The following is a 14334-nucleotide window of genomic DNA, read 5'->3' as shown; positions in this document are numbered from 1 at the left end:
GCCGGTTTCCCATTTTACACCAATGTTTTTGTCAAGCGCGCCGCATGAGGCGCACAACCAGCGAGACGACGAACAGGATCAGGAACAGGAAGAAAAGAACCTGAGCGATTGACGCCGAAGCACCTGCAATGCCGCCAAAGCCCAAAACGCCGGCGATCAGCGCCACAACGAGAAATACAAGTGCATAGTAAAGCATGGCGATCTCCTTTGTCTTTGCTGACAAAATAACGGGAGGTCGCCCTATTGGTTCCGTTGGAGCTCCAAGGCCGGCTTCAGCCAACAGAAAAGATGCGTCCAAATCGACGCGCCTTTGCAATACCGGCAACCGAACGCAGTCTTAAACTGCATGGAAGAGACAGAGTAGAATAATCACCGGGATCGGATACCGATCAACCAAAGCAAAATGCCTTTCATCGTCATTTTCCCTTTCACAATGAATGTGACGAGAGGATGAGCCGGGATGGTTCCGACACGGCATCTTCCGACTGCTACGTGCTCTTGGCTTATCCGACGACGCCAAAGACGAGGGCTGCGACGAAAAGAAATGCCGCCGTGACAAGCGTTGCGTGAACGACAAGCTGAATCTTGCTGCGTGCCGTGACCGGCTTCTTGGTCTGGACGGAACCATATTGATTCACATGAGCGTGCGAGATACCCAAGTCTGCCATGTGCTGCCTCCGTTTCTCCGCGCTTCTTTTTGTTAGAGCGTGTTTTCGTATTTTCTCTATCTGATAAGTAGAGATAAAATTCTGTCCTGCTAGGCGGCGTTAAAAAATCCGTCCGTTTGTGCCTAGACGAGAGTTCGCCACGCCCAGAGCAGGGAACGCTCGTTCCCGGCACCATAGCGCGGCCTCACCGCTGCTTCTGGCGTTTCCAGCAAGCGCCGGTCTTTCTCTGCGGGAATGGATGTCGAGATTGCAGCTTCTCTATCGGTTTTGGCCGGTGGCTGCAGGTATCCCATTGTCATGCCGCCGAGAAAAAACATGCCTGATCTCCATGATCACGAAAATTAACGGGCGTTAACCGGATCATGACAGAAGTAAGGGAGGTGTCAATAGTCTAGTCGAATGGTCGTGTTTTAGTTGATCGTTAAGGCTGAGGTCCAGCGAGCCTCAGCGAAATCAATTCTTCGAAAGGATTGCCCTTCAAGCTTTTACGAAGCCCTTGCTGGCGATCATCAAATTTCGCGTGTAGTCCTCCGTCACGGCTGCCTGCGCCAGCTGCGTCGCGGTCAGTCGCTCGACGACGGTGCCGTCGCGCATCACTACCAGGCGATCACACATATGCGTGACGACGCCGAGGTCATGGCTGACCATAACGAAGGTCAGCTTGCGATCACGACGAATCTGCTCGAGCAGATTCAGAACCTCCGCCTGCACCGAGGCGTCAAGAGCCGAGGTCGGCTCGTCAAGCAGGAGAATCGTCGGCTCGACGATCAATGCGCGGGCAATCGCAACTCGTTGGCGTTGACCGCCAGAAAGCTGATGCGGGTACCGGAAGCGGAAGCCGTTTCCAAGCCCGACTTCATCGAGGGCGCGGGCAATCCGCATGTCATTGTCACCGATGCCATGTATCGCCAGCGGCTCGAGCAGGAGGCGATCGATGGTCTGGCGGGGGTGCAGGGACCCATAGGGATCCTGGAAGACCATCTGCACCTGTCTGTAGAAGGCCTTGGATCGCTTGGCGCCGACGAGGGGATCGCCATGGATTCTGATGCTGCCGCTCGCCACCGGCGCCAAGCCAGCAACAGCACGGAGCAAGGTCGACTTTCCGGATCCGGACTCGCCCACTAGGCCGAATGACCCGCCGGTCTCGATATCGACGCTGACGTCCTTTAGCGCGTGGAAGTGATCATAGATTACACTCAGCTTATCGACTGACAGTGCGATGGTCATGCGGCCCACTCCGGCTTGCGATCGAGGACCGGCAGGGGATGCCTGCTTTCGCCAATTTGGGGCATGCAGTTCAACAGGCCCTGCGTGTATGGGTGGCGCGCGTTCTTAAGTTCCGATGCCTTGAGTTCTTCGACAACCTTGCCGGCATACATAACGATGACGCGGTCACAAAAGGACGAAACCAGGCGGAGGTCGTGGGACACGAAGATCAGCCCCATTCCGCGTTCCGACACGAGTCGGTCCATGATCCGGAGAACGTCGAGCTGGACCGTGACATCCAGCGCGGAGGTCGGTTCGTCGGCGATCAAGAGCTCCGGATCGGCGATCAGCATCATGGCGATCATTGCGCGCTGACCCATGCCGCCCGAGACCTCATGCGGATAGAGGTCGAATACCCGCTTCGGGTCGCGGATTTGAACCGCCTCCAACATCGCCAGCGCGCGATCGCGCGCCTCCGCGTTGCCGACCCTTTCATGGGTTCGCAACGTTTCGCAAATCTGCCGGCCGATCGACATCACGGGATCGAGCGAATATTTGGGATCCTGGAGAACCATCGCGATGCGTTTGCCGCGCAACTGTCGGCGCTGCTTGGCGGATGCGGCGAGAAGATCGATGCCGTTGAAGTCGAGCTTGTCGGCCGAGACGATGCCGTGTTTCGGGGTTAGCCCCATGATGGCGCGCCCCGTCTGGGACTTGCCGGAGCCGGACTCGCCGACAATACCGAGGCGTTCCTTTCCAAGGGCAAAGGAGACGCCGCGGACTGCTTCGATCACGCCCGTGCGCGTGGGATAGCTGACTTTGAGGTTTTGAACCGTGAGGAGCTCGGTCATTGGCCGCTCTCCTTCGGGTCAAGCGCATCGCGCAGGCCGTCGCCGAGCAGGTTGAAGCCGAGGCTGACGATCAGGATAGCGAAACCAGGCATTGCGGCGACCCACCACTGGTCCAGGATGAAACGCCGGCCGGAGGCGATCATCGCGCCCCACTCGGGTAACGGAGGCTGCGCGCCGAGACCGAGGAAGCCGAGACCGGCGGCTGTCAGGATGATCCCAGCCATGTCGAGTGTGACGCGCACGATGAGCGAGGAAAGGCATAGCGGCATGACGTGCCGGACCACAATCCGCAAAGGTGATGCGCCCATCAGCTTGACCGCGGAAATATAGTCGGAGCGTCGCACGGTTAGCGTCTCCGCGCGCGCAATGCGGGCGTAAGGCGGCCAGGAGGTGATAGCAATGGCAATGATGGCGTTCTGGATGCCAGGCCCGAGCGCCGCGACGAAGGCGAGGGCCAGAACCAGCTTCGGGAATGCCAGGAAGATATCGGTAATGCGCATCAGCGTCGCATCGACCCAGCCGCCGGCATAACCCGACACCGTCCCGACGATCAGGCCGATCGGCGCCGAGATGGCTGCGACGAGAACGACGACGAGCAGGGTCAGACGAGAGCCATAGATGAGGCGGGAATAGATATCGCGTCCCTGATCGTCGGTGCCAAGCCAATAGCCCTCTGAGCCCGGCGGCAGCAAACGCGCATTTTTCAGGTCGCCCACAACAGGCGAATGGGTTGCAAGTACATTCGCAAAGGCAGCCACAAACAGGAGCGCAATGATGATCAGCAAACCGACGACGGCGAGGCGGTTTGCGCTGAACTGGCGCCAGGTCACGTAGGCTCGGCCCAATCGCGCCTGCGTGCGCGACTGCGGCCGATCGGAAAGCAGCCACTCGCGGCGGCTCAGTGGCGCTGATTGATTTGCGGGAACCGTCATCGGCTTCGCGTCCTGGGGTCAAGCGTCCGGTAGAGAAGGTCGGACAGAAGATTGATGCCGATGAAAACCGTGCCAATAATGATGGTGCCACCAAGGACGGCGTTCATATCCGCGTTCTGAAGGGAATTGGTGATGTAGAGCCCGATGCCCGGCCAGGAGAACACAGTCTCGGTGAGCACCGAACCCTCAAGCAAGCCGGCATATGAAAGTGCAATGACGGTTACAAGCGGCACCGCGGCGTTGCGCAATGCGTGACCCCAGATCACCCGGGTTTCCGTTAGTCCCTTGGCGCGCGCCGCGACCACATACTCCTGGCTCAGCTCGTTGAGCATGAAACTTCGGGTCATGCGGCTGATGTAGGCCAGCGAGAAATAGCCGAGCAACGAGGCCGGCAGGATGATGTGGCGAAAAACGTCATAGAAGACGTCCCATTGCCCCTGCATGGCGCTGTCGAGGAGATAGAAGCCGGTCACCGGCGTGAAACTGTATTCAAAGACAATATCAATGCGGCCGGGGAAGGCCACCCAACGCAATTGGGCGTAGAAGATGACAAGCGAAATGAGTGCCAGCCAGAATATCGGCACGGAATAGCCAATCAGGCCAATGACGCGGACGACCTGGTCGGCCGTGCTGCCTCGCCGGACTGCAGCGAGGACGCCCAGCGGGACGCCAATTGCGGAGCCGATGATCGTCCCGAGCGTTGCGAGCTCGATCGTCGCGGGAAAGACGCGCCTGATGTCGACCATGACAGGATTGGTGGTCAGCACCGAGGTTCCGAAGTCACCCGAAAGGATGCTCTTCAGATAGATGTAGAACTGCTGGTAGAGCGGCAGGTCGAAACCGAGCTCGTGTCGGACGCGTTCGACGACATGTGTCGGCGCGCGGTCGCCGAGAATCGCAAGGACCGGATCGATCGGTACGACGCGGCCGATGAAGAAAGTCACGGCCAGGAGGCCGAGATAAGTGGTGACGGCGGCGACAAGAAATCGCCCGACCGCCTTGGCAACGGGAACAGCACGGCCCGGTTTGGGCCGTACCTCCGTCTTTGTCTCAATGATGCTCAACGGATCAATCCTGCCGGATTATTCCTTGCCGATCGGGCCGACATAGTTGGTGTCGAAGCTCGGGCCGAGCTTGAAGTCCTTCAAGCTCTTGCGAGCGCCTGCGACTTCGATCTGCTGGAAGATGATCACAAAGGGGCTGTTGGCGAGGAACTTCTTCTGGATGTCCTCGTACATGGCAGCGCGCTTGGCGCCGTCACGCTCCAGCAATGCAGCCTTCGTTTCCTTGTCGAGCTCTGGCGCTTCCCAGGTGTTGCGCCATGCGAGCGTCTTGACCGTACCAGCGTCCGAGTTGTCTGGGTTGGTGGTGAAGGTGTCGGCATTCGAGTTCGGGTCGAAATAGTCCGAACCCCACTGGCCGATGTACATGTCATGCGTGCGTGCACGGAACTTCGTCAGGGTCTGCTTGCCGTCGCCGGGGATGATTTCCATCTTGATACCGGCCTGGGCGAGCGACTGCTGGATGGATTCGGCAATACCCGTTACCGGCTGCGTATTGCGAACGTCCATCGTCACCGAGAAGCCGTCCTTCAGGCCGGCCTTCGAAAGCAGTTCCTTCGCCTTGGCCACGTCGAGCTTATAAGGGTTTTCATCGAGCGCACCGAGCTGGCCCTTGGGCAGGAAGGTCTGGTGGATTTCGCCGATGCCCTTGATCAGCGTCGAACCGATCGCATCATAGTCGACAAGATACTTGAAGGCTTCCTGGACTTCCGGTTTCTTCAGGTTGTCGTTCTTGGAGTTGAGGCTGACGTAGTAGACGGTCCCTTTCGGCGCAGCGACGGTCGTCAGGTCGGCATTCTTGGCGATCGCATCCAGATCGCCGGGCTCCAGGTTGCGCGCGATATCGATATCGCCTGCTTCCAGCGCCAGGCGCTGCGCCGAGCTTTCCTTCATGAAGCGATAGATGACGCGGTTGAGCTTCGCCTTGTCGCCATAGTAATTGTCGTTGCGTTCCATCACGACAACTTCATTGGCGCGCCATTCGCGCAGCTTAAAAGCGCCGGAGCCTGCATAACCGGTCTTCAGCCATTCGTTGCCGAAGTCGTTGTCGTACTTGTAGTCGGCGCTCGGCGTCACGGACTTGATGTGCTCCATGACCAGCTTCTTGTCGACGACCGAGGCAACAGTTGCCGTCAGGCAGTTCAGAACGAAGCTCGGCGCGTAAGGCTTGTCGACTGTGAAGACGAAGGTGTTTTCATCTGTCGCCTTTGCCTTCTCGGTCACGTTGTCGCCATTGATGCCGAACTGGGTAATGATGAACGCCGGGCTCTTGTCGAGCTTGACTGCGCGCTCGAAGGACCACGCAACGTCTTCGGCGGTGATCGGATTGCCGGAGGCGAACTTCAGGCCGGATTTGAGCTTGAAGGTGTAGGTCAGGCCATCATCAGACACCGTCCAGCTGTCGGCGAGATCGCCCTTGACCTTCGACGTGTCGCTCATGTCGAGACGGACGAGCAGGCTGTAGGTGTTGCTCGTAACTTCGGCCGTCGACAGTTCGAACGCCTCACCCGGGTCCATGGTGATGATGTCGTCGATGGCGAAGCCTTCGACCAGCGTGTCCTTCGGCGTTTCCGCGAAGGCAGCCGGTGCGGCGGCCATCATGATCGACAGAGCGGCGCCTGCCGAAAGCAGACGGAAGGTGCGGTTGAATTTGCTGACTATCATGGTTTTTGTTCCCCTGTTTTCCATTTCAATACAAAGCGATAGGCAAGCTTAGGCGTACTCTTCTCCCCACGCCGAAGTCAGAATTCTCAGCCAGTTCCCGCTGGCCAATTTTTCGAGATCTCGTGCACCATAGCCAACGCGCTGGAGGGCGGCAATCAGCTTCTGGTTACCGGCGGCATCCCCTATTTCTTCGGGAATGGTTGCGCCATCGAAGTCCGAGCCGAGAGCCACACAATCGATGCCGATGCGCTCGACGAGATAATCGATATGGCGCACCATGTCGCTGAGCGGTGTGTCGCCATCGGAGCGACCGTCGCTGCGCAGCATCGCGGTCGCATAGTTCACGCCGACGAGGCCGCGGCTTTCTCTAATGGCGTCGAGCTGCTTGTTAGTGAGATTACGAGCAACGGGCGTTAGCGCATGAGCGTTGGAGTGGCTGGCCACGAGCGGCTGATCGGTTGTCTTTGCAACATCCCAGAAGCCTTTCTCGGTGATGTGCGCCAGATCGATCAGGATGCCGAGCCGGTTGCATTCGCGCACAAGCGCCAAGCCTGCCTCGGTCAGGCCGGGCGCGGTGTCCGGCGACATCGGAAATGCGAAGGGCACGCCGTGGCCGAAGACATTGTGCCGGCTCCATACCGGTCCCAGTGACCGCAAGCCGGCGGCATGGAACACTTCGAGCGCTGCGAGATCGGGGCCAATGGCCTCGCAGCCTTCCATGTGCATCACAGCCGCGAAGACGCCGTCGGCCATCGCTTGGCGAATGTCCTTGACGCTGCGGCAGAGGCGCCAGGCGCCTGCGCGGTCGAGGCGAAGCGCGATCGCGGCCATTTCCGTAGCGATCCTCAGCGAGGGAAGCGGTTCGAGGGGCGCGGCAAGCGGGGTGACATAGTGGCCGTTCTTGTCGGGATCGGCAAAAACGAGATCGCCGGAGGGCACGTAGATTGCGCATAGGCCGCCGGCCAGCCCGCCAGCCTTGGCGCGCGGGGCATCGATATGGCCTAGGTCTGTTCCGTTTGAAAATTCAGCGACTGGATCGCCACCATCCCGTTCATGTGTCCAAAGCCGGAGGAGGACGTCGTTATGGCCGTCGAATACGAATTGCATCTGCGTTCCTGTGTGCCCGGGCGGGCGATATGAAGAGCGCAGAATAGAAAAGCTGACGGAATACGCTACCACTTTTTTCAGAAATTTTGCGCTTCCGCATCAATGGTTAGCGGAAACAAAAAACGGGAGCCAAGGCTCCCGTTCCGAAGTGCTTTTCGTCAGTGCTTGGCGCGTTTCTTTTGCCGGTAAACGTCGATCACGACGGCAGCCACAATGATCAGCCCCTTGACGATCTCCTGGTAGTAGGCATCAACCCTGAGAAAGGTGAAGCCCGAGGTCATCACGCCGAGAATGATCGTGCCGATAACTGTTCCGGTGATGCGGCCGACGCCACCCGTCAGGGACGTACCGCCGATAACAGTCGCAGCAATGGCGTCCAGTTCGTACATGACACCCATGCCGGCCTGCGCGGTCTGGGCGCGGGCTGCCGTGACCACGCCAGCAAGACCCGCCAGGAGACCGGCGATTGCGTAAACCTTGATCAGGTGGGCTTCGATGTTGATACCGGAAACCCGCGCAGCCTGCACATTGGCGCCGATGGCATAGGTGAACTTGCCGTAGCGGGTATAGCGCAGCGCAATGTGGAAGATCAGCGCGACGACGAGGAAAACGATCACGGGCCAAATGCCGGTGCCGATGAAATTGAACTGATCGGTGAGCCCCGAAACCGGCTGGCCCTTGGTGTACCACTTCGAAATGCCGCGCGCCGAGACCATCATGCCCAGCGTTGCGATGAACGGCGGGATCTTGGTCTTTGCGATCAGCTGTCCGTTGATAAAGCCGGCTGCGAGGCCGATGAGGAGGCCAACGCCGATCGGGATGAAGAAGGGCAGGTCGGTCAGCGAAGGATAGAGCGCTCGTGGCCAGGTCGATGCCTGCGCGAAGCTTGCCGCAATCATCGCGGTCATGCCGACGACCGAGCCGGATGATAGGTCGATGCCGCCGGTGATGATAACTTGCGTCACACCCACCGCAATGATGCCGATGACGGCGACCTGAAGGACCATGATCGTCAGGCGCTGCGAATTGAACAGGAAGCTCTGGCCCACAAAAATCCAGCCCAGAATTTCATAGATGAGCGCAATGCCGACCAGGACGAGGAAAATGCTGAGTTCAGGCGGAACACGTCGTCTGCGCGCGCGCGTTGCGAGGGGGGCTGCCGCCTCAGCTGCGTTTGTATTCATGATATCCTCCCTTCGGTTGCCGGAGGCCGCGTCACTGCGCGGCAAGCTCCATAACCTTGATCTGCGTTGCTTCGTCGCGATTGAGAAAACCGGTTACACGCCCTTCGTGCATCACCATGATGCGGTCGCTCATGCCCAAGACTTCCGGCATTTCGGACGAGATCATGATCACTGCTACTCCATTTCTCGCCATCTCCGTCACCAGACGATGGATCTCGGCCTTGGCGCCGACATCGATGCCGCGTGTCGGCTCGTCGAGAATGAGGATCTTCGGTTTCGTAAGCAGCCAGCGACCGATCAGAACCTTCTGCTGGTTGCCGCCGGAAAGGTTTTCCACGCGCTCATCGAGGTTGGGGGTCTTGACCCGGAGTTTCTTGGCCATGTCTTCGCAAGTCGCCTCGATCGAGCTTTCCTGCACAAAGCCACCCTTGACGAAGCTGTCCTGGAGAACGGCGATCTGCATGTTCTCGAGAACGCTGAGGATCAGCAGACAGCCTGTGTCTTTGCGGTCCTCGGTCAGGAATGCCATACGATTCCGGATTGCGACGGTCGGCGAGGCGATGTCTGTCGTCTTGCCGAAGAGCTCGATCGTGCCCGACGTCGCCGGCGTCACACCGAACAAGGTCTCGGCGACGTTGGATCGGCCTGATCCCACGAGGCCGGCAACGCCGAGGATCTCGCCCGATCGCACGTCAAAGGAAACGTCATGGAAGACGTTGTTCAGCGAGAGGTTCTTGACCGAGAGGACGACGTCGCCGATCGGCACCTCCTCCTTCGGGAACATCTGGGTGATTTCGCGGCCGACCATCATGCGGATGATGTCATCGCGGGTGACGTCCGTTGACGCATGTGTGCCGATATAACGGCCATCACGGAACACTGAGAATTCGTCGGCAATCTCGAACAGCTCGTTCATCTTGTGCGTGATGTAGACGATGCCGATGCCTTGAGCCCTGAGGTCGCGAATGATCCTGAAGAGATGCTCGACCTCGCGCTCGGTCAGCGCCGATGTCGGTTCATCCATGATCAGCACGTCGGAATTGTAGGAGACCGCCTTGGCGATCTCGACCATCTGCCGGTTGGCGACCGAAAGTTCGCTAACCTGGATCTCGGGGTCGATGTCGATATTCAGCCGTCGAAACAGCTCGTCGGTCTGGCGGAACATTGCCGCGTGATCGACGAAGCCGAACTTGTTCTTCGGCTCACGACGGATCCAGATGTTCTCGGCGACCGTCATGAACGGCATCAGGTTCAGTTCCTGATGGATCATGGCGATGCCGTTTTCCAACGCGTCGAGCGGTGATTTAAGCTGAATCTCTACGCCCTTGAGGCGCACTTCGCCCTTATCGGGAATATAGATGCCGGCGAGGATTTTCATCAGTGTCGACTTGCCGGCGCCATTTTCGCCCATCAGAGCGTGCACTGTGCCGCGCTTCAGCCGGAACTGAACGTCGTCGAGAGCGACGACACCCGGAAACTCCTTCCGGACACCTTCTGCGCTCAGCAGGTATTCCGCATTCGGAACAGCGCCACTCTGACGCACTGCAGCCATTGTAGACGGGCTGACAACCATCTCATCTCCTCCCGGACAGGGACTGAAGAAGGATGCGGAACCATGTCCCGCATCCTGGCTCTCCAAAGCGTTAGTTCTTTGCGACGAAGTCCTTGACGTTCTCAGGCGTGACGAGCTGGAAAGGAATGTAAACCTTCTTCTCCACCTTTTCGCCCTTTGCAAGCGTCAGAGCCGCATCGAGCGAGCCCTTGCCCTGCCCGGCAGCGTCCTGGAAGACCGTCACGTCGAGGTCACCGGCCTGCATCGCGGCAAGCGCGTCTTGGGTGGCGTCAACGCCGCCGATCACGATCTTGCTGAGGTCCTTGCCGGCCGCCTTGAGGGCCTGGATGGCGCCAATTGCCATTTCGTCGTTGTTCGAGATGACGGCGTCGAATTCGATGCCGCTAGAGAGCCAGTTGGTCATCAAATCCGAACCTTCTGTGCGCGACCAGTTTGCCGTCTGCTCCTCAACGAGCTCGATACCCTTGCAGTCGTCGGTTGCGACAACATCATGGACATCCTTGGTGCGCATGCGAGCAGCCTGGTTGGAGAGTTCGCCCATCAGGATGACAGCCTTGCCCTTACCGCCGAGCAGACGGCACACTTCCTTGGTCTCGAGCGTGCCAGATTCCTGCTCGTTCGAAGCGACGAAAGCCTGCTTGTCCGGTAGGCTGTCAACGTTGACCGGCTCACGGTTGACATAAACCAGCGGAACGCCGGCTTCAGCTGCGATCTTCGACATGGCTGCCGTGGCGTCGGTGTCAACCGGGTTGACGATGATCGCGTCGACCTTGGAAGCAATGAAATTCTGGATCTGGCTCTGCTGTTTGGCGACGTCGTTCTGGGCGTCTTCGACCTGCAGTGTCACACCGTTCAGCGTCTTGGCATAGTTCTGCATGCCGTTGCGCAGAACAGTCAGGAAGTTGTCGTCGAACTTCGACATAGAGACGCCGACGGTCTCAGCGTGAGCGGCCGTCGACAGGACGAGCGCCATAGCAGTGCCCATGATAAATTTCTTCATTTTTCTTTCCTCCACAAAGCGGTGTCCGGCTGCACCCTCCTCACGCCGGAGCTTCGGGCAGTGCCCAAAAGCCAGTATCTGTTCGCTGTGTGCCATCTCCCGTTGGCCGTCCGTCAAGAAACGGAACAAACGAACCGTAAAATTTCTATTGCGGAATATTCATTCCATTTTCTGCCAGGGGCGTCAAGTCCAATTCAAGGACGAGGTCGCCGACGCCCTACGAAAATCTCGCCGGACAACCCCATGGCGGTGAAAAGCGCGATGTTGCGAACTATATAAACGCGCCAACGGCAGCAGTTCGCTGCCTCCCATGGAGAAACCGATGCCCATCTCGATGTACCGATTGACAGTTCCCGTCTTCCAGCACGGTCTTGAAACCTTGAAGACCTATCTCGATAAAGCCGACGACTTCGCGAAAGAAAAAGGCATCGACGGAGCCGATCTTGTTGCCGCGCGGTTGTCTTCGGACATGCTGCCATTCTCGGGTCAGTATCAACGCGCGACCGATAGCGCCAAATTGGCGATCGCGCGGCTGACCGGTAGCGAAGCGCCGAAATTCGAGGACAACGAAGTGACGATCACCGAGTTGCGCGAGCGTGTCGCCAAGACGGAAGCCTATCTCGCTACCGTCGAGCCTGCTGCGCTCGAGGGAACGGAAACGCGGGAAATCGCTCTTTCGCCAGGGGGCAACAAGATCACGTTCCGCGGCGACGAGTATGTCATGACCTTCGCACTGCCGAACTTCTTCTTCCACCTTGCGACGGCACACGCGATCCTGCGCAACCAGGGCGTTCCGGTCGGCAAGATGGACTATCTCGGACGCCTCGCCTGATGGAACTTACCGCCGGGGCTGACCCCGTTTCGTGAGATGCGTGGCGGCGCGCTCGGCGTCCCGACGCAGGCATGTCCGGTCGCCGACAGACAATCACCGCGCCGCTGGTCCGCGGTGATGAGCAGGATGTTCGGTCGACCGGTCATGGATGCATGTCAGTGCTGGTTTGATTTTGCGTGCCAGTTCCACGCCGAGCGGATGATCTGAGACAGGTCATATTGCGGCGTCCAGCCGAGAATCTCCCGCGCCTTGTCATTGTTGGCAACTAGCGTGTGCGAGTCGCCTTCGCGACGACCGGCATATTCCACAGGAAACGGCCGCTCCGACACACGCTCGATAGTGTTGAGCAGTTCCTTCACCGTGGTTCCCGTGCCGGTGCCGAGATTGAGAGCAATCGACTCCCCGCCCCGCAGCAGATGCTCCACGGCGCGGACGTGGGCGTCGGCGAGGTCGAGCACATGGATGTAGTCGCGGACACAGGTGCCATCACGCGTCTCATAGTCGGTGCCGAACACCTTGAAGCCTTCACGGCGACCGAGGGCGGCATCGATCGCCAAGGGTATGGCGTGGGTTTCCGGCTGATGCCACTCGCCGACACGACCTTCGAAATCGGCCCCGGCTGCATTGAAGTAGCGGAGCACGACAGATCGAAACCCCGTGTACCTGTCATAGTCGGCAAGCGCCTGCTCGATGATGTATTTCGTTTGGCCATATGGGTTGATCGGCACCTGACGATGCGTTTCATCGAGCGGCACGCTCTGCGGCAAGCCATAGGTTGCGCAAGTAGACGAAAAGACGAATGCCTTGACGCCAGCCGCCTGAGCGGCGGCCAATAGCGTCAGCGTGCCAATGACGTTGTTTTCGTAGAAAGCAACCGGGTCTTTTACCGATTCACCGACCTCGATGAGCGCGGCAAAGTGTAGGATGGCGGCCGGTTTGTGCTTGGCCAGAACCTCGTCAAGACGAGCCCGATCCCGAATGTCGCCTTCTTCCGCAGGTCCCCACTTCACGAACTCGCGATGTCCGTTGGAGAAATTGTCAAAAACGATAGGCTTGAAGCCCTTGTTCGCAAGATCGAGACACGTGTGCGAGCCGATATACCCAGCACCGCCCACGACCAGAACCGTTTCACCTGCCATGCACCACCTTCAATTCCCGTTTCGGATGAGGGTAGACTTAGGGCAGGTCGATGGCGAGAAAAAGAAAGAAACGTACGGGGAGGGGCGTTGCCTTCATTTTGTCGGCGACGGCATTAGCAAATTGCTCGACCGAAGTTTTTCTGATGAATTTACTGTTCGTGAAACGCCCGCAGCGGCCAGGTCTTAAAGTAACGTAGACGCGGTCTTCGGATTGTTCTCGCGACAAAATATATTTCCAAGTACTTCTATTGTATTATTTTAGACGCATTCGTATTTTCTGCGAGAGGAGTTTAATCTGGTAATATCTGCGATAAATCGGGAAGCGTATCTCTATGACTTCGTCGATCAGAAAGTTCATATTCCATGATCTTCAGGCGATCGAGGGATACATTGATCCGCCTGACGCGCTGGTATTTCTCGCCATTTTGCGGTCCCAGCAGGCGGCATCCTTGCAAGGCGGCTTAGCCGAGATAGGCGTTTACTACGGCCGATCCTACTTCCTGTTGCGAAAAATCTGCGGAGACGCGGAGAAGATCGTGGCTATCGATCCCTTCGATATCGTGAAGCCAGATCACGGTGTCGCGCAATATGACCGTTTCGTGGCGGGCGGTCGCCAACTCGGCCTTTCCGTAGATGGAGCGCGCGTCATCAAGAGCGACAGCACGCTGCTCAGGCCCGAGGACATTATCGAAAGAGCCGGCATGGTCCGCTTCTTCAGCATCGACGGCGGCCATATGCTGCATCACGTCGAGGCCGATAGCCGTCTTGCCGCCGCGTCGCTTGCCGAGCATGGCATCATCGTTTTCGACGACACCTTCAATCCGGCTTGGCCGGAGGTCACCGCCGGGGTAACCGACTTCCTGCGCGAAGGGGCCGGTCGCTTTTCGGTTTTCTGCCTGACGAAATATAAGACCTATCTTTGCCGCCAGGCGTTTCACGAGTTCTACTCGCGCACGATCAAGACTTCGACCGAGCTCAAGGCATTCGATCACCTTGAGACCAAATTCCTCGGCTCGACGGCGATCCGGTTGCACAATCCGATGCGGCGCCGCATCGCTTACGAAGTGATGGTCGGGCTCGGCATGCGTGCGTTGTCTGAGCGTGCCTACCGATGAA

General features: G+C 58.5%; 15 protein-coding genes. 2 read left to right on the top strand and 13 right to left on the bottom strand.

The window, feature by feature from the left end; translation table 11 throughout:
* Positions 1-31: 31 nt before the first annotated feature.
* From LPU83_RS59015 to LPU83_RS58965, 12 genes are all read right to left on the bottom strand, one after another.
* On the bottom strand, positions 32-196 hold the full coding sequence (locus LPU83_RS59015; protein WP_024313240.1) for a DUF1328 domain-containing protein: 165 nt from the start codon (positions 194-196) through the stop codon (positions 32-34).
* 307 nt (positions 197-503) lie between these two features.
* Complete coding sequence (locus LPU83_RS73175; protein WP_167546217.1) at positions 504-668, bottom strand: hypothetical protein; 165 nt, start codon at positions 666-668, stop codon at positions 504-506.
* Positions 669-790: 122 nt separating this feature from the next.
* The gene (locus tag LPU83_RS59010) at positions 791-985 is read right to left on the bottom strand and encodes a hypothetical protein (RefSeq protein WP_024313241.1); all 195 of its coding nucleotides are present in this window, start codon (positions 983-985) and stop codon (positions 791-793) included.
* Between the two features lie 160 nt (positions 986-1145).
* Positions 1146-1895, bottom strand: a complete 750-nt coding sequence (locus LPU83_RS59005) for an ABC transporter ATP-binding protein (RefSeq protein WP_024313242.1) — start codon at positions 1893-1895, stop codon at positions 1146-1148.
* Complete coding sequence (locus LPU83_RS59000; RefSeq protein ID WP_024313243.1) at positions 1892-2725, bottom strand: ABC transporter ATP-binding protein; 834 nt, start codon at positions 2723-2725, stop codon at positions 1892-1894. The genes LPU83_RS59005 and LPU83_RS59000 overlap by 4 nt, the downstream gene beginning before the upstream one ends.
* On the bottom strand, positions 2722-3657 hold the full coding sequence (locus tag LPU83_RS58995; protein WP_024313244.1) for an ABC transporter permease: 936 nt from the start codon (positions 3655-3657) through the stop codon (positions 2722-2724). Before LPU83_RS58995 ends, LPU83_RS59000 begins: the two co-directional genes overlap by 4 nt.
* Positions 3654-4721, bottom strand: a complete 1068-nt coding sequence (locus tag LPU83_RS58990) for an ABC transporter permease (RefSeq protein WP_024313245.1) — start codon at positions 4719-4721, stop codon at positions 3654-3656. Before LPU83_RS58990 ends, LPU83_RS58995 begins: the two co-directional genes overlap by 4 nt.
* Before the next feature lie 18 nt (positions 4722-4739).
* Complete coding sequence (locus tag LPU83_RS58985) at positions 4740-6383, bottom strand: ABC transporter substrate-binding protein (protein ID WP_024313246.1); 1644 nt, start codon at positions 6381-6383, stop codon at positions 4740-4742.
* Between the two features lie 48 nt (positions 6384-6431).
* On the bottom strand, positions 6432-7490 hold the full coding sequence (locus LPU83_RS58980) for a dipeptidase (RefSeq protein ID WP_024313247.1): 1059 nt from the start codon (positions 7488-7490) through the stop codon (positions 6432-6434).
* Between the two features lie 158 nt (positions 7491-7648).
* A complete protein-coding gene (locus tag LPU83_RS58975; protein WP_024313248.1) occupies positions 7649-8674 on the bottom strand; it encodes an ABC transporter permease in 1026 nt (341 codons plus the stop codon).
* A gap of 31 nt (positions 8675-8705) precedes the next feature.
* Positions 8706-10247, bottom strand: a complete 1542-nt coding sequence (locus LPU83_RS58970) for a sugar ABC transporter ATP-binding protein (RefSeq protein WP_024313249.1) — start codon at positions 10245-10247, stop codon at positions 8706-8708.
* A gap of 70 nt (positions 10248-10317) precedes the next feature.
* Complete coding sequence (locus tag LPU83_RS58965) at positions 10318-11247, bottom strand: sugar ABC transporter substrate-binding protein (protein WP_024313250.1); 930 nt, start codon at positions 11245-11247, stop codon at positions 10318-10320.
* A gap of 322 nt (positions 11248-11569) precedes the next feature.
* Here LPU83_RS58965 and LPU83_RS58960 point away from each other — a divergent pair, with 322 nt between their 5' ends.
* Entirely contained in the window at positions 11570-12079 is a 510-nt protein-coding gene (locus LPU83_RS58960) for a DUF1993 domain-containing protein (protein WP_024313251.1), read from the top strand.
* Between the two features lie 155 nt (positions 12080-12234).
* Here LPU83_RS58960 and galE read toward each other — a convergent pair whose 3' ends face one another.
* Complete coding sequence (gene galE, locus LPU83_RS58950) at positions 12235-13218, bottom strand: UDP-glucose 4-epimerase GalE (protein WP_024313252.1); 984 nt, start codon at positions 13216-13218, stop codon at positions 12235-12237.
* Between the two features lie 332 nt (positions 13219-13550).
* Here galE and LPU83_RS58945 point away from each other — a divergent pair, with 332 nt between their 5' ends.
* On the top strand, positions 13551-14333 hold the full coding sequence (locus LPU83_RS58945; protein ID WP_024313253.1) for a class I SAM-dependent methyltransferase: 783 nt from the start codon (positions 13551-13553) through the stop codon (positions 14331-14333).
* The last annotated feature ends 1 nt before the right edge of the window (position 14334 follow it).

Origin of the sequence: Rhizobium favelukesii (genome assembly GCF_000577275.2) — a bacterium.
Classification (GTDB): Bacteria; Pseudomonadota; Alphaproteobacteria; order Rhizobiales; family Rhizobiaceae; genus Rhizobium; species Rhizobium favelukesii.
Note: the sequence above shows the minus strand (reverse complement) of the source record. Positions and strands in the feature narration are given on the sequence as shown.

Excerpts from the sequence above, each read along its gene's own strand:
- LPU83_RS59010 (WP_024313241.1), bottom strand. The coding sequence starts at position 985 with ATGTTTTTTCTCGGCGGCATGACAATGGGATACCTGCAGCCACCGGCC.
- LPU83_RS73175 (WP_167546217.1), bottom strand. The coding sequence starts at position 668 with ATGGCAGACTTGGGTATCTCGCACGCTCATGTGAATCAATATGGTTCC.
- LPU83_RS58980 (WP_024313247.1), bottom strand. The coding sequence starts at position 7,490 with ATGCAATTCGTATTCGACGGCCATAACGACGTCCTCCTCCGGCTTTGG.
- LPU83_RS58960 (WP_024313251.1), top strand. The coding sequence starts at position 11,570 with ATGCCCATCTCGATGTACCGATTGACAGTTCCCGTCTTCCAGCACGGT.
- LPU83_RS59005 (WP_024313242.1), bottom strand. The coding sequence starts at position 1,895 with ATGACCATCGCACTGTCAGTCGATAAGCTGAGTGTAATCTATGATCAC.
- LPU83_RS58995 (WP_024313244.1), bottom strand. The coding sequence starts at position 3,657 with ATGACGGTTCCCGCAAATCAATCAGCGCCACTGAGCCGCCGCGAGTGG.
- LPU83_RS58965 (WP_024313250.1), bottom strand. The coding sequence starts at position 11,247 with ATGAAGAAATTTATCATGGGCACTGCTATGGCGCTCGTCCTGTCGACG.
- LPU83_RS58975 (WP_024313248.1), bottom strand. The coding sequence starts at position 8,674 with ATGAATACAAACGCAGCTGAGGCGGCAGCCCCCCTCGCAACGCGCGCG.
- LPU83_RS58985 (WP_024313246.1), bottom strand. The coding sequence starts at position 6,383 with ATGATAGTCAGCAAATTCAACCGCACCTTCCGTCTGCTTTCGGCAGGC.
- galE (WP_024313252.1), bottom strand. The coding sequence starts at position 13,218 with ATGGCAGGTGAAACGGTTCTGGTCGTGGGCGGTGCTGGGTATATCGGC.
- LPU83_RS58970 (WP_024313249.1), bottom strand. The coding sequence starts at position 10,247 with ATGGTTGTCAGCCCGTCTACAATGGCTGCAGTGCGTCAGAGTGGCGCT.
- LPU83_RS59015 (WP_024313240.1), bottom strand. The coding sequence starts at position 196 with ATGCTTTACTATGCACTTGTATTTCTCGTTGTGGCGCTGATCGCCGGC.
- LPU83_RS58945 (WP_024313253.1), top strand. The coding sequence starts at position 13,551 with ATGACTTCGTCGATCAGAAAGTTCATATTCCATGATCTTCAGGCGATC.
- LPU83_RS59000 (WP_024313243.1), bottom strand. The coding sequence starts at position 2,725 with ATGACCGAGCTCCTCACGGTTCAAAACCTCAAAGTCAGCTATCCCACG.